This window comes from Pseudomonas sp. NPDC087615, assembly GCF_044743445.1.
In the GTDB taxonomy this organism is placed as follows: domain Bacteria; phylum Pseudomonadota; class Gammaproteobacteria; order Pseudomonadales; family Pseudomonadaceae; genus Aquipseudomonas; species Aquipseudomonas baetica_A.
The window spans coordinates 143,413-156,527 of the sequence record NZ_JBIUWM010000003.1 but is presented as its reverse complement, the minus strand read 5'-3'; the positions used below and the strand labels follow the sequence as shown (position 1 = coordinate 156,527).

Genomic DNA, 13,115 nt, shown 5'->3' with positions numbered 1-13,115 from the left:
TACTTGAATGGAGGCTGAACATTGCGCTGATGATCATGGCGGTGTGGTGAAGAACATGTGAAAAATTTGCGAGCGCATCAGCAAACAAACTAAAACGGCTATTTGATAACCAGACTCAATTGCTGTTTTATTCGTGAAGCCCCCTTAACAAAAGTTGCCAGTGCCGGTAAAGCTGCAAGCATGAACACAACCGTGCAGCGCCCTTTTTTTGCGATTGAACTGAGCAGTCGTGGAGTCATTTCTACCCAATGGACTTTAAGCAAAGCCTCACCAAACGGATTGTGGTCGTCTTCGCCTCGATGAGCGCCCTGGTCGCCGGTGTGTTTGCGCTGGGGATTGTCGCCACCGTGCACGTGGTCGAGCGCAATTTGACCCGTACCACGCTCGGCGGAGGGTTGCACCGGTTACTGGCGATGGATGACATCAGCCACTGGAACCATAAACCTGAAAAAAGTGAGCTGTTTTTTTTCGAGGGCGGACGAGGGGCCATGGCGCTCACCGCGCAACTGGCAGCATTGCCTTTGGGCTTTCAGGAGATCCAGTTTGACGGCGATGACTTCTACGCGATGGTGGAAGCTGTTGGCGGGCGAAAATACGTACTGTTGCGGGACCAGGAAAACCTTGAGCAGCGCGAGCGATTGCTGTTCATTGTGGTGATTGTCGGTTTCATGCTCAGCGTGTTGCTGGCCATTGGGCTGGGCCGTCTGCTGGCGCGGCGGGTCATGGCCCCGGTGATCCGTCTGGCGAACCAGGTCAGGCATCGCGACCAACTCATTGAACTGGCTCCGCCTCTGCATCCGGACTACGCCGCTGACGAAGTCGGCGAACTGGCGTTGTCGTTCGATCAGACGCTGGGCCGGTTAAGGCAAACACTGAGCCGGGAGAAACTCTTCACCAGCGATGTCAGCCACGAATTGCGCACACCGCTGATGGTGCTCGCCAGTTCCTGTGAACTGTTGCTGGCCAACCCTTCACTGGACGCGCGCTCCTCGGCGCAAGTCAACCGCATCGCCCGGGCCAGCGACGAAATGCGCCAGTTGGTCGAGACATTCTTGCTGCTGGCCCGCAAGCAACAGGAAGCCGGCACTGAATCTGCCTGCTCGCTCAGGGAGGTCGCCGATGCTTTGGTTGAAGTCTGGGGGCGGCTGATTCGTGAAAAGGGCCTGGAATTTATCTACGACGCGCAACACGCAGGAACGGCGCTCTACAACCTGACCTTTGTGCAGTCGGTCATGGGCAATCTGTTGCGCAACGCCTGGCACTACACCGATCAAGGGTTTGTCCGCCTGACCCTCCACGAAAACAGCTTTGTGGTCGAGGACAGCGGCATCGGTATCCCCGAGGAGCAACACCATGCGATGTTCCAGCCATTCGTGCGCGGCGATGAGCAGCGTGGAGAGGGCCTCGGCTTGGGGCTTTCATTGGTGCAGAGAATCTGTAACCAGCAGCATTGGCAGGTGCAACTCACCAGCCGTGAGCCCAACGGTTGTCGTTTTACCGTGACGCTGACTCAAGAAGAAGCTGGGCACCTGTGCGGATCGCCAGCGGTCTGACTGATCAGGGCAGCCAGACGTTTGACGTTGTTCTGCTGGGCCGAGACCAGTTCATCGATACTCGGGCCTGACGGCGTTTGCAGCGTGGAACGGCAGGTCAACAGGCCGTTGTCGGTATCGCCGAGCGGCCGCAGTCGCCATGTTGCATCGATTAACGCGTACTGGCCGGGAATCGAGTCGAAGCGTTGTACATCGATACGCACCGAGACAGTGCCCCGCCCGCTGGTGTTGCTCAGTTGGTCGGTCAAGGCACTGCGCAACTCATCCGCCAGACTCGCGCCCCACCAGTGGGTTTCCAGAATCGCCAGGCCGCTGCTGCCCTCGCGGACGACAATTTGCGGACGATCCACCTGGGGCGGCACGGTGATCCCTTCAATCGGGATTTGTGTGCCCGCCCGGTGACTACCGGGTTGCACCGGCGTCAGGGTGTGAAAGCTGATCGGGTCGCTGCGGCAAGCACCCAGCAACATGAACGCAGCGAGCACGGTGATCTTCAGCGGTAAAGCCATGGGTTAGCTCCTGTGCTCAATTGCGTGGCGGTCCTTTCAGGTCCAGTGGCGCGGCGTTGTCGGGGCGCCCGCGAATCAGCGATTCCGGATGACGGCCCAGATAATCCGACAGCTCACGCAAGGAGCGCGACATGCGTGCGAGTTCATCGAGGGTCTGGTTGAGTTTTTCGCGCTGCGGCGAATCTTCGGCCAGGGTCGAGTTGGCGGACTGCAAGGTTTTACTGACGTCGGCGAGGGTGGTCTGCACGCCCGGCAGGGTCTTGGCGTTGAACTGGGTCAGACCTTTGCGCAGTTCGACCAGATTGCTGTCCAGGTTGCTGGCGATGCTGCCGACCGGGAGTTTGTTGAGCTTGTCGATCATGGCTTCAAGTTTGACCTGTAGCTGTTCGAGGCTGCCGGGAACCGTCGGAATCACCACTGGGCGCTGCGTCGGATCAAACGCGACTTTTTCGGCTTTCGGGAAGAAGTCCAGGGCGATGTACAACTGTCCGGTCAGCAGGTTGCCGCTGCGGGCTTGCGCACGCAGGCCCTTGTCGATGAAGGTGCCGATCAGGCGTATGCCGGCAGCTTCGTCGTCGGGGTTGTGCTTGAAGGTCTTGAGCATTTTTCCGTAGGCCAGACCGAGGCGCTGCGGGTATATGACAATGCCGACATTCAGCGGGAAGCTGCTTTTGTTCGCGTCGAAATCCAGATTGATCGCCACGACCCGGCCGATCTCTATGCCGAGGAACTCCACCGGAGCGCCGACCTTGAGCCCGCGCAAGGATTGGTCGAAACGCAAGCTCAGGTATTGCGCTTTGCCGCTGGGTGGGGCAAGGGCGGTTTGCTGGTCTTCGAACAGTTCGAAGTTTTTGTCATCGGTCGCGGCAACGTCGTTGGGGCTGTAGTCCGGCGCACGGAAGGCAATACCACCGACCAGCATCGACGATAACGATTCGGTCTTTAACTGAAAACCGTTGGCGCCGACGCTGACGTCAATACCGCTCGCGTTCCAGAAACGGGTGTTTTCGGTGACAAAAGCATCGTTGGGCGCATGAATGAAGACTTCGATGTCCACGCCCTTGCCGTCAGATGCCAGTGCGTAGCTGACGACCTGACCGACCGGGATCTTGCGGTAGTAGATCGGCGAGCCGATGTCCAGCGAACCGAGATCCGGGGCGTGCAACATGAAGCGCTTGCCGGGTTCGCCATAGGTGATCGGTGGTGGGTTTTCCAGACCTTTGAAGTGTTTGGCTCGGGTGTTGGACTGGCCGATATCGGCACCAATGTAGTCGCCGGAAAGCAGGGTATCGATACCCGACACACCGCCGGCCCCAATACGCGGGCGCACCACCCAGAACTGGGAGTCTTCGCGGGTGAAGGATTCGGCACGCTTGGCCAGTTTGATGGTGGCGTTGACGCTTTTCTGGTCATCGCTCAGTTCGACATCGGTCACCTGACCGATCACCACGTTGCGGTATTTGACCTCGGTCTTGTTGGCCACCAGGCCGCTGCCGGTCTTGAAGTTGACGGCGATGGTCGGCCCTTCCTGCAGAAGGTTGTGCACCACCAGCGAAATCCCCACCAGCACCGCAACGATTGGCACGATCCAGACCAATGACACACTGAAGCGTCGGGTCTTTATCGGCGCCAGGCCTGGTGCTCGCGGCTCGTCGGTGGCTGACGACTTCATCCGTGTCCTCCTTCAATAATTGGGCACTGAGCGTCAGGAACGCAAAAGCACTTCATCAATATAGAAGTGCTTGGCGATAGAGCAAATGTGCGGAAGGGAAAGACCTCAGCCGAGCATCTCGCGTAACCGATACCAGAACATTCCCAGTGCCAGCAGCGGCGAACGCAAGGCCGGGCCGCCGGGGAAGGTCATGTGCGGCACGCCGCTGAACACGTCCATGCCTTGGCTGTGACCGGCATGAATCGCCTCGCCGAGCAGTTTCGCGCACCAGTGGGTGACGTTCAGGCCATGGCCAGAATACCCTTGGGCGTAGAACACGTTTGGGTGCTGCTTGAGTCGGCCAACCTGCGGGAAGCGGTTGGCGGTGATGCCGATTTTGCCGCCCCACTGATATTCGACGCGCACGTCCGCCAGTTGCGGGAAGACCTTGAGCATCTTCGGCCGCATGTAGGCGGCGATGTCCGCCGGATCGCGTCCGGAATAATGGCAAGCACCGCCGAACAGCAGGCGCCGGTCCGCCGAGAGACGGTAGTAATCAAGCCCGACCTTCTGATCGCACAGCGCAAAATTGTTCGGGATCAGTTTCGCGGCACGTTCCTCGGACAACGGTTCGGTGGCGATGATGTAACTGCCCGCCGGCAGCACTTTGCCGCTGAGCTGTTTTTCGAGCTCATCCAGGTGCGCGTTGCAACCGAGTACCAGGCTGCCGGCACGTACGGTGCCGGTGGCGCAACGCACTTGCACGGTTGTGCCGTGGATGATTTCCAGCACCGGACTCTGCTCGAAGATGCGCACGCCGAGGGACGCGGCCAACCGCGCTTCGCCCTGCACAAGATCAAGCGGATGCAGGTGACCTGAGCCCATGTCGATCAGACCGCCCGCATAGCCTTCGGCGTTGACCACTTGCTGGCGGATCTGCTCGGGGCCGACCAACCGGGTTTCATGGGCGTAACCGAGTTCGGCGAGGCCAACGTGTTCGTCCCTGAAGGCAGCAAATTGCGCGGCCGTGTTGGCCAGCTCACAGAAGCCCCAGTGCAGATCGCAATCGATGCTGTTGTCGCCGATGCGCTGGCGCACCAGCTCCACTGAATCGATGCCGGAGCGCTGCAAGTAGCGCACGCCTTCCTGACCGACATAACGGGCGAAACCTTCCACGTCATGGCCGATCCCGCGAATCAACTGACCGCCATTGCGCCCGCTGGCGCCCCAGCCAATGCGCCGGGCTTCGATCAGGATCACCGAGAGTCCGCGCTGCGCCAGTTCGATGGCGGTATTGACCCCGGTGAACCCGCCGCCGATCACGCAGACATCGGCACTCAGATCACTGTCCAGTATCGGGTAGGGCGTGGTCGCCCGCGCTGAAGCGGCGTAATAGGAGCGGGCGTGTTCTTGGCTGTACTGATTCATTTGTTGGACTTCACTTTGCTCCAGGAACGGGTCATCAGACGCATGATTGCCTGGGGCGGGGTAGAGGAGATGTAGAGTTTGTCGAGCACGGCCTGCGAGGGATAAACCTCAGGGTTGTTGACCAAGTCCTGATCCATGTATTGCTTGGCGGCCGGGTTCGGGTTGGCGTAACCGACCGAAGTGCTGACTTTGGCGATCACTTGCGGATCGAGCAGGTAATTGATGAAGGCGTGGGCTTCTTTCGGGTTGCTGGCGTCTGCCGGGATGGCTAGCAGGTCGAACCACAGGTTGGCGCCTTCTTTGGGAATGGCGTAGGCGATGTTCACGCCGTTCTTGGCTTCTTTGGCGCGGTTGGCAGCCTGGAACACGTCGCCGGAGTAACCGAAGGCTACACAGATGTCGCCGTTGGCCAGGTCCGAGACGTATTTCGATGAGTGGAAATAGGTGATGTAAGGGCGAACGCTCAGCAGCTTCGCTTCAGCCTTTTTAAAGTCTTTCGGGTTTTCACTACGAGGGTCCATGCCCATGTAGTTGAGTACGGCGGGGAAAACTTCGTCGGCCGAGTCCATCATCGACACGCCGCACTGGCTGAGTTTTTTCATGTTCTCAGGCTCGAACAGCACGGCCCAGGAGTCGATGTGATCGATGCCCAAGACCTGCTTGACCTTGTCGACGTTGTAACCGATGCCGTTGGTGCCCCACAGGTAAGGCACTGAGTGCAAGTTACCGGGATCGTTCTTTTCCAGCAGCTTGAGTAATTTCGGGTCGATGTTCTTCCAGTTCGGCAACTGCGAACGATCCAGTTTGAGAAAGGCGCCGGCCTTCACCTGACGGGCGAGGAAGTGGTTGGACGGCACCACGACGTCATAACCGGTGCGACCGGCGAGCAGCTTGCCTTCGAGGGTTTCGTTGGAGTCGAAAACGTCGTAGATCACCTTGATTCCGGTCTTGGCCTGGAAGTCGGCGAGGGTGGTTTCACCGATGTAGTCGGTCCAGTTGTAGACGCTGACCTGGGGTTCGGCGTGGGCCACGGCGCTGAACAGCACGCTCAGAGCAACCGGGAGTACGGGTTTCAATAGACGCATATCGACACCTCTTCGAATTATTGGATTTTTCAGGTGGTTCGCTATTTCCCTTGTGGGAGGGGGCTTGCTCCCGAAAGCGTTGGCACTTTCAATATTGGTGTCGACTGACACACCGCTTTCGGGAGCAAGCCCCCTCCCACAGAGGATTTGTGGAATGGGCTTAAACGCTCATCATCAGGAACTCACGCTCCCACGAGCTGATCACGCGCTTGAAGTTTTCATGCTCGGCACGTTTCACCGCGACGTAGCCGCGTACGAATTTGTTGCCCAGGTAGTGCGCAACGGTCTCGCACTCTTCCATTTGCGTCAGGGCTTCTTCGATGGTGATTGGCAGGCGCAGATTGCGGCGTTCGTAGGCGCGGCCTTGTACCGCAGCGCTAGGCTCGATGCCCTCGACCATGCCGATGTAACCGCAGAGCAGACTCGCGGCAATTGCCAGGTACGGGTTGGCATCGGCACCCGGCAGGCGGTTTTCAACGCGCATGGCTTGCGGGCTGGAGGTCGGTACACGCAAACCAACGGTGCGGTTCTCTTCGCCCCATTCGACGTTGACCGGTGCCGAGGTGTCCGGCAGGAAACGGCGGAACGAGTTCACATTGGGGGCGAACATCGGCAGCACTTTAGGGATGTACTTCTGCAAACCGCCGATGTAATGCAGGAACAACTCGCTCATTTGCCCATCGGCGGTGGCGAAGATCGGCTGGCCGGTGGCGATGTCCACCACACTTTGGTGGATGTGCATGGCGCTGCCCGGTTCGTCACCAATGGGCTTGGCCATGAACGTCGCCGCGACGTTGTGCTTGAGCGCCGCCTCACGCATGGTTCGTTTGAACACGGTGATCTGGTCGGCCAGATCCAGGGCGTCGCCGTGACGGAAGTTGATTTCCATCTGCGCCGGGCCGTCTTCGTGGATCAGCGTGTCGAGGTCCAGACCTTGCAGTTCGCACCAGTCATAGACGTCTTCGAACAGCGGATCGAATTCGTTGGCCGCATCGATGGAGAACGACTGCCGGCCACTTTCAGCGCGGCCCGAACGACCCAGCGGTGCCTTGAGCGGCAAGTCCGGGTCTTCGCAACGCTGGGTCAGGTAGAACTCCATTTCCGGCGCCACAATCGGCTTCCAGCCTTTGTCGGTATACAGCTGCAAGACTTTCTTCAGCACGTTGCGCGGCGACAGTTCGATCGGGTTGCCGAACTTGTCGAAGGTGTCGTGGATGACGATGGCCGTCGGCTCGATGGCCCATGGAATCACGTAGACCGCATCGCTCACCGGTTTGCAGATCATGTCGATGTCGGCCGGGTCGAGCAGGTCGTAGTAAATGTCGTCGTCGACAAAATCCCCGGTTACCGTTTGCAGCAGCACACTCTCCGGCAGTCGCATGCCTCGCTCCTGGAGGAACTTGTTGGTCGGTGCGATCTTGCCGCGGGCGATGCCGGTCAGGTCGCTGACCACACATTCAACTTCGGTAATCTTGTGATCTTTCAGCCAAGTGAACAGCTGATCGAAAGGGGCATTCATAAAGACCTCGTTATTGGTTTTATAGACGCCGGGGAGGGCGGGTTTCATCTTCCGCCCCTTCCCCTGTGGCGCATTGACGACTATCTTGGGCGAGCTTTGCGGTTCCATCTATCCACTTTAAGCAGCACCAAAGCGCACCAAAAGAGTGCGCAAGGTCACCCCATGACAACGTGCAATCCGCTACAGGTTCAAGCATTCAACACCGCCGATGTGGCCGAGCAAGTCCGCGTCACACCGGGCTGGGTTCAGCATTACCAACAGATGTCGCCGGGGCATTTCGCCGGGCAGATTCGTTATCTGGATCTGCAGGGTGTCGAGGTCTACGAAGAGCAGATGAACACCCGGGTCGAGCAGAATTTCAGTGCGCCGGAAGGGGCTTTGGCGTTCTGTTTTGATCGCAGTGACAACGCGCTGTATCTGCTCAATGAAGACAGCCGCAACATCTGGATCACCCCGGAGAACTACCAGGAAATCGCCGTGGTGTTCGGCCCGGAGTTTGTCCGTCAGCAAGGTCTGGATCTGGCGAAACTCGAAGGCTTGTTCATGACGCAACTCAAGGGCGGGCAGAACGCGTTGTTCAGTCGCTGGTTAAGCTCGATTCTCACGAAGCTTTCGCAACCCATTGATTCAAAAGAAAAAGACGCGCTTACTCGGCAGCTTTTAGAGGATTGTCTGTTTATCCTCGACAACGCACGTATAGGCCTGGATCACGGTGGATTGCAGCGTCGTACCGAAGAGCGAACGCTCATGAAACGGGTCGGGGAGTGGGCTGCCGATTCACCGGAAGAGACGTTGAATTTGCTGGAGCTTTCCCAAGTGGCAGGGGTGTCATTGCGGCAGTTGCAACAGGCGTTCAAGGCCTACACCGGGATGACCCCGAGTCACTGGTTGCGTCTGCGCCGGTTGAACAGTGCTCACCGCGAATTACTCAAGCGCACACCGACGCAAACGACGGTCGCCGAAGTGGCGATGAATTGGTCGTTCTGGCACTTGGGGCGGTTTTCCAACAGTTATCGGTCGCTGTTCAAGGAACTGCCAAGCGAGACGCTCAAGCGTTCACCCTTGGCGTAGCGAACCAAAGTCCTTTGAGACCCACACCAGAACGCGCACAAGGTGCGCGGCCACTATGCGCAACCCTGGAGCCAGTCGCTCATTCAAATTCTCAAATCGGCGGCCAGTGCCACACGCGCCAGGGCGGGAATGGACTTGGAGTGGGTTCGAGTCATGACCGCGGCGCGGTGGTTTTCCACCGTTCGCTGGCTGATTCCGAGTTGCGCTGCAATGTGTTTGCTCGCAAATCCTGCCAGTACCATGTCCATGACTTGTCGCTGCCGCAAGGTCAGGCTATCGATGCAATGAGTCGCTTCCTGCATCCACGCCAGTTTTTTATTGGCGTCCTGCGAGTGTTCCAAGGCTCGCGCAATGCTCTGAAGCATCTCACTACGACCGAATGGCTTTTCAATGAAATCTGAAGCGCCGGCCTTCATGGCATCGACGGCAATCGACACTTCATTGCTGCCGCTGATCACGACAGCGGGCAAGTCATCGCCGTTCTTTCTCAGTTGGTGCAGCAGTTCAACGCCTTCCATTCCTGGCAGGTGGGCATCGATCAGCAGGCAGGCGGGCGGGCCGGGGGCATAATCTGCAAGAAACGCTTCACTGGTCGCGTAGTCGTGAACCGCGTAGCCGTGGGATTCAAGCACGCCGCGAATCGTGTGGCGAAAGAGATCGTCGCGATCCACTACGAAGATGATTGATGAGCGCGCATTGCCTGGCGCGAATTTTTCGGGTCGCTCACTGTCGTTTTTTGCAGCGCGTTGCTGTGCAAGCAACGAAGCAATGACGAAAGTGACCTCTTTTAGCTTCGCCGGTTTGTTCAGTTGAATGCAGTGTTCAAACGCTACGTCGCGGGAGGTCAGGCGCGAGATATCTCCCGTAAGAATGATGGCAGGCATGCTGCGATGAAGTGTCATGCGCAACTGAGTGATCATCTGTAAGCCGTTGATCGCCCCGGGCAGATTGAAGTCGGCCAAAATCAGATCGGGTTGTACGCCGCCACGCGTGACACTCTCCAGTGCCGTCATCCCGTCTTTGGCCATTGCCACTTGATAGCCTGCGGATTTGAGCAATGTCCCCAACAATTCGAGCAGTTCGACGTCATCCTCAACAACCAGGATCATTTCACCGTTTGCCGAGCGGCCTTGCGCCGACTGATCCGTTGGATGCATGGCACCTGGCAATGCTGCACTTTCAGGCGTCAAGACGACATCAATGGCGAAGGCAGATCCCTTTTTGATGCACGATTGCGCACGTAATCGATGCCCGAGCAGGGCACATAAGCGTTTGACGGCAGGCAAACCCGTTTCAAATCCAGAGACAGGCTCTTTGCCTGGCGGATCGGCCGCAAGGATGGATTCCAGATGGGACGGCTCGATACCCAGGCCTGTGTCCCAAACTTCGATACTCAGCCACCCGCCATGTCGCCGGCAGCCCAGGAGTATCCGACCTTCATGGGTGTATTGCAGCGCGTTGGACAGCAGGTTGCGCAGGATCTGCTCCAATAGGCGCGGATCACTTTCGACCGAGAGATGGCAGGGCACGACCTTCAGCCTCAACCCTTGAGCAGAGGCTTTGTAATTGAATTCGTCGGCGAGTCGGTCCAGCAGATCACTCACTCGGAAAGTAACGGGGTTTGCCTGAACGGCACCGGTTTCAATATGGTTGATATCCAGTAGCGCATTCAACATGCCGGACATGGCGCCCACGGTTTCGCCAATCCTGATGGTCAGTTTTCGAGGCTGTTCCTCTTTCAACAGGCTCAGTAACAGGCCTTGCAACAACTTGAGCGTTTGTAAAGGCTGGCGCAGATCATGACTGGCACAGGCCAGAAACCGCGTACGGTCAGCCGTTGCCAACTGCGCGTTATGCGTCGCTTCTTCAAGTGCCTGGGTGACCTGCTTTTTGTCGCAGATATCGGTAAAGGTGATGATGACCCCTTCCACACAATGGTCGTGCTTGATGTAAGGGGAAATCCGCCGAGTAAAACTCATACCGCTCTGTGATCGGACTTCTCGCTCCAGCGGCGTCGTATCACGCATCACCGCTCTGGCGTCTTCCAGAAGATTGGCGTCTGTTGCCAACGAGCATAGCTCGGCCAGCGGACGTCCAATGTCGGCGGCGCGCATGCTGAACAAGGTTTGGGTGGCCGGTGTGAACAGACGAATGTTCAACTGCTCGTCCAGCAAGACAGCAGCGATGTTGATGCCGTTCAGCACATTCTGGCAGTCCAGCGCAGCGTCCCGTTGCTTGTCGAGCTTGCTACGAAGCTCATGATTCATCTCGGCCAACTGGCCATTGAGCAAACGTAACTGATCGAGGGCGTCTGTTGTTTCATTGGGGGCCATTCGCGCTTTCGAGCCCAACGTTGCAGCATCAGCCAAAGGAGATGGAGTCATCATCCTGGGCGTGGCGGTTCCAGTGTCGAGTGGCGGACGAACTGCCATTGTGACTTTCCGCGTGAGTGCATTCCGGGTGAACACGTCCTTGGATCCTACACCCCTTTAATCACCAGGCAATGCTCGCAGGCACGCGAGGGGCGGTTCAACGACGTGAACGGACGCAATGATTGGGCGCAGGACGGCGCCAGACATTTCTCTCCGACCGGCGGTCGTCGCTTGCGGCTTTGCGCAACGACTTTCGCTTAGCGCTGAGTAGTTTCCGAGCCCATTGACGCAACCCGGCTGAGCGCCGCCGATGGGGCGTTGATAAAGACTGACCGGCCCTAGACAACCGCACCGAACAAATGCCCAACCACAGCGGTGCTGACCATCGCCAACGCCCCCCAGAAGGTCACACGCCAGGCGCCTTTGAGCAAAGAGGCGCCTCCGGCCTGCGCGGCGACTGCGCCCAGGGAGGCCAGGAAAAGCAGCGACATGATCGATATCCAGAGAATCACGTTCTGAAGCGGCACGATCAGCGTGACCGCCACTGGCAAAACGGCGCCGACGACAAAGCTCGTCGCCGACGCGAAAGCGGCAGAAAGGGGTTTGGCACTGAGCGTCTCTGAAATACCCAACTCGTCACGGGCATGTGCGCCCAATGCGTCGTGAGCCATTAGCTGACTGGCGACCTGGCTGGCCAACTCAGGTTCAACCCCTCGATGGATGTAGATCTGCGCCAGTTCCCGGTGTTCTGCCGCAGGTTTGGTATCAATCTCTTTTTGCTCTTTTGCCAAATCCGCGTGCTCGGTGTCGGCCTGAGAATGCACCGAAACATACTCACCTGCGGCCATCGACATGGCGCCCGCTACGAGGCCGGCCATGCCGGTCACCATCAGCGTGTTGTGCGTGGCGCCGGCGGCGGCTACGCCTATCAACAGGCTGGCGGTTGAGACGATCCCGTCATTTGCCCCCAGTACGGCCGCTCTGAGCCAGCCGATACGGTCGCTGTTATGGGTTTCGGCATGACGGCGTGTGAACCTGATCATTGTGTTTGGCCTTTTGCGCGATGGTTTCAGCACAGAGTGTAGGTAGTTTCCGAGGCTACTCATTAGCGGGTCAGGCGCCTAAGTTGAGGTTTGTGACGTTGGCTCGGCACGTCAGCATCCTCGTCTCCTTCTGACGTTCAGGCGGTGCGCGACGGTTGACCACACGTGTCTTGCACCGTTTTCAGACATGTTTCAACGATCAGGCCTGCGACCATGAGCATCAGCCGTAATAATTTCTACATTTTCAAAACCCACGCCGACGCGGAAGAAGCAATCCGTACTTTGAATCAGGCCGATTTTGACGTGAAGAAACTCTCCCTCGTGGGCAAGGGCTACCAGACTGAAGAGCATCCGATCGGCTTCTACCAACTCGGTGACAAGGTGATGGCCTGGGGTGGCATGGGTGCCTTGTGCGGATCGTTCTGGGGGCTGCTGGTGACACCGGCGTTTTTCTTTTTGCCAGGTTTGGGACTCGTCGCTTTGGCTGGCCCCTTTGTGGCGATGCTGGTCGGTGCGCTTGAAGGGGCGGTGATCGTGGGAGGGCTGTCGGCACTGGGCGCAGCACTGGTCGGTCTCGGTGCTGGCAAGGATCAGGTCATCGAATACGAAACTGCGCTCAAAGCCGATGAGTACTTACTCATTGTGCATGGCAGTGACGATGACGTCGCGACCGCAAGCTCGGTGCTCGGTCGCTGAGCCTGGTCTCGCATCGACTGTTCTGGCGTGTGGACACATTGCCTGCGGTGATGGCCGGTTTTGAAACCGTTGATCCACTCAGTAAAGAGACCACGTCTGGAGCGTTCCAGTGCTGTAACCCAAAGGTCATTTTTGCCTTCATCACTCTCAGAGTTCTCTGGGGGCTTACGGGGCACCTCAAGAGGAAC

General features: G+C 58.2%; 10 protein-coding genes. 3 read left to right on the top strand and 7 right to left on the bottom strand.

What is annotated here, in order from left to right; translation table 11 throughout:
- Positions 1-248: 248 nt before the first annotated feature.
- Positions 249-1,553 (top strand): HAMP domain-containing sensor histidine kinase, encoded by a 1,305-nt coding sequence (locus ACIOU6_RS03285; protein ID WP_221731711.1) that lies wholly within the window; start codon positions 249-251, stop codon positions 1,551-1,553.
- On the opposite strand, the gene ACIOU6_RS03280 is transcribed toward ACIOU6_RS03285, so the two are convergent.
- The 5 genes from ACIOU6_RS03280 to ACIOU6_RS03260 form a co-directional block, all read right to left on the bottom strand.
- A complete protein-coding gene (locus tag ACIOU6_RS03280; protein ID WP_221731712.1) occupies positions 1,511-2,062 on the bottom strand; it encodes a membrane integrity-associated transporter subunit PqiC in 552 nt (183 codons plus the stop codon). The two genes, ACIOU6_RS03285 and ACIOU6_RS03280, sit on opposite strands and share 43 nt — an antisense overlap.
- A 16-nt stretch (positions 2,063-2,078) precedes the next feature.
- Positions 2,079-3,734 carry an intermembrane transport protein PqiB gene (locus ACIOU6_RS03275; RefSeq protein ID WP_401133779.1) on the bottom strand — a complete coding sequence of 552 codons (1,656 nt, stop codon included), beginning with the start codon at positions 3,732-3,734 and terminating at the stop codon, positions 2,079-2,081.
- A gap of 105 nt (positions 3,735-3,839) precedes the next feature.
- Positions 3,840-5,141, bottom strand: a complete 1,302-nt coding sequence (locus ACIOU6_RS03270) for an NAD(P)/FAD-dependent oxidoreductase (RefSeq protein WP_401133776.1) — start codon at positions 5,139-5,141, stop codon at positions 3,840-3,842.
- The gene (locus ACIOU6_RS03265; protein ID WP_401133773.1) at positions 5,138-6,226 is read right to left on the bottom strand and encodes a polyamine ABC transporter substrate-binding protein; all 1,089 of its coding nucleotides are present in this window, start codon (positions 6,224-6,226) and stop codon (positions 5,138-5,140) included. Before ACIOU6_RS03265 ends, ACIOU6_RS03270 begins: the two co-directional genes overlap by 4 nt.
- A gap of 160 nt (positions 6,227-6,386) precedes the next feature.
- A complete protein-coding gene (locus ACIOU6_RS03260; RefSeq protein ID WP_401133770.1) occupies positions 6,387-7,745 on the bottom strand; it encodes a glutamine synthetase family protein in 1,359 nt (452 codons plus the stop codon).
- Positions 7,746-7,907: 162 nt separating this feature from the next.
- On the opposite strand from ACIOU6_RS03260, the gene ACIOU6_RS03255 reads away from it, so the two are divergent.
- Positions 7,908-8,816: a helix-turn-helix domain-containing protein gene (locus tag ACIOU6_RS03255; protein WP_401133768.1), complete on the top strand. Its 909-nt coding sequence runs from the start codon at positions 7,908-7,910 to the stop codon at positions 8,814-8,816.
- An 83-nt stretch (positions 8,817-8,899) separates the two neighbouring features.
- Here ACIOU6_RS03255 and ACIOU6_RS03250 read toward each other — a convergent pair whose 3' ends face one another.
- Both ACIOU6_RS03250 and ACIOU6_RS03245 read right to left on the bottom strand, forming a co-directional pair.
- Entirely contained in the window at positions 8,900-11,248 is a 2,349-nt protein-coding gene (locus ACIOU6_RS03250; protein WP_401133765.1) for a response regulator, read from the bottom strand.
- A 278-nt stretch (positions 11,249-11,526) separates the two neighbouring features.
- Positions 11,527-12,228 (bottom strand): VIT family protein, encoded by a 702-nt coding sequence (locus ACIOU6_RS03245; protein WP_339494394.1) that lies wholly within the window; start codon positions 12,226-12,228, stop codon positions 11,527-11,529.
- A gap of 216 nt (positions 12,229-12,444) precedes the next feature.
- On the opposite strand from ACIOU6_RS03245, the gene ACIOU6_RS03240 reads away from it, so the two are divergent.
- On the top strand, positions 12,445-12,927 hold the full coding sequence (locus ACIOU6_RS03240) for a hypothetical protein (RefSeq protein ID WP_221731719.1): 483 nt from the start codon (positions 12,445-12,447) through the stop codon (positions 12,925-12,927).
- Positions 12,928-13,115 lie beyond the last annotated feature (188 nt).

Excerpts from the sequence above, each read along its gene's own strand:
- ACIOU6_RS03285 (WP_221731711.1), top strand. The coding sequence starts at position 249 with ATGGACTTTAAGCAAAGCCTCACCAAACGGATTGTGGTCGTCTTCGCC.
- ACIOU6_RS03280 (WP_221731712.1), bottom strand. The coding sequence starts at position 2,062 with ATGGCTTTACCGCTGAAGATCACCGTGCTCGCTGCGTTCATGTTGCTG.
- ACIOU6_RS03275 (WP_401133779.1), bottom strand. The coding sequence starts at position 3,734 with ATGAAGTCGTCAGCCACCGACGAGCCGCGAGCACCAGGCCTGGCGCCG.
- ACIOU6_RS03270 (WP_401133776.1), bottom strand. The coding sequence starts at position 5,141 with ATGAATCAGTACAGCCAAGAACACGCCCGCTCCTATTACGCCGCTTCA.
- ACIOU6_RS03265 (WP_401133773.1), bottom strand. The coding sequence starts at position 6,226 with ATGCGTCTATTGAAACCCGTACTCCCGGTTGCTCTGAGCGTGCTGTTC.
- ACIOU6_RS03260 (WP_401133770.1), bottom strand. The coding sequence starts at position 7,745 with ATGAATGCCCCTTTCGATCAGCTGTTCACTTGGCTGAAAGATCACAAG.
- ACIOU6_RS03255 (WP_401133768.1), top strand. The coding sequence starts at position 7,908 with ATGACAACGTGCAATCCGCTACAGGTTCAAGCATTCAACACCGCCGAT.
- ACIOU6_RS03250 (WP_401133765.1), bottom strand. The coding sequence starts at position 11,248 with ATGGCAGTTCGTCCGCCACTCGACACTGGAACCGCCACGCCCAGGATG.
- ACIOU6_RS03240 (WP_221731719.1), top strand. The coding sequence starts at position 12,445 with ATGAGCATCAGCCGTAATAATTTCTACATTTTCAAAACCCACGCCGAC.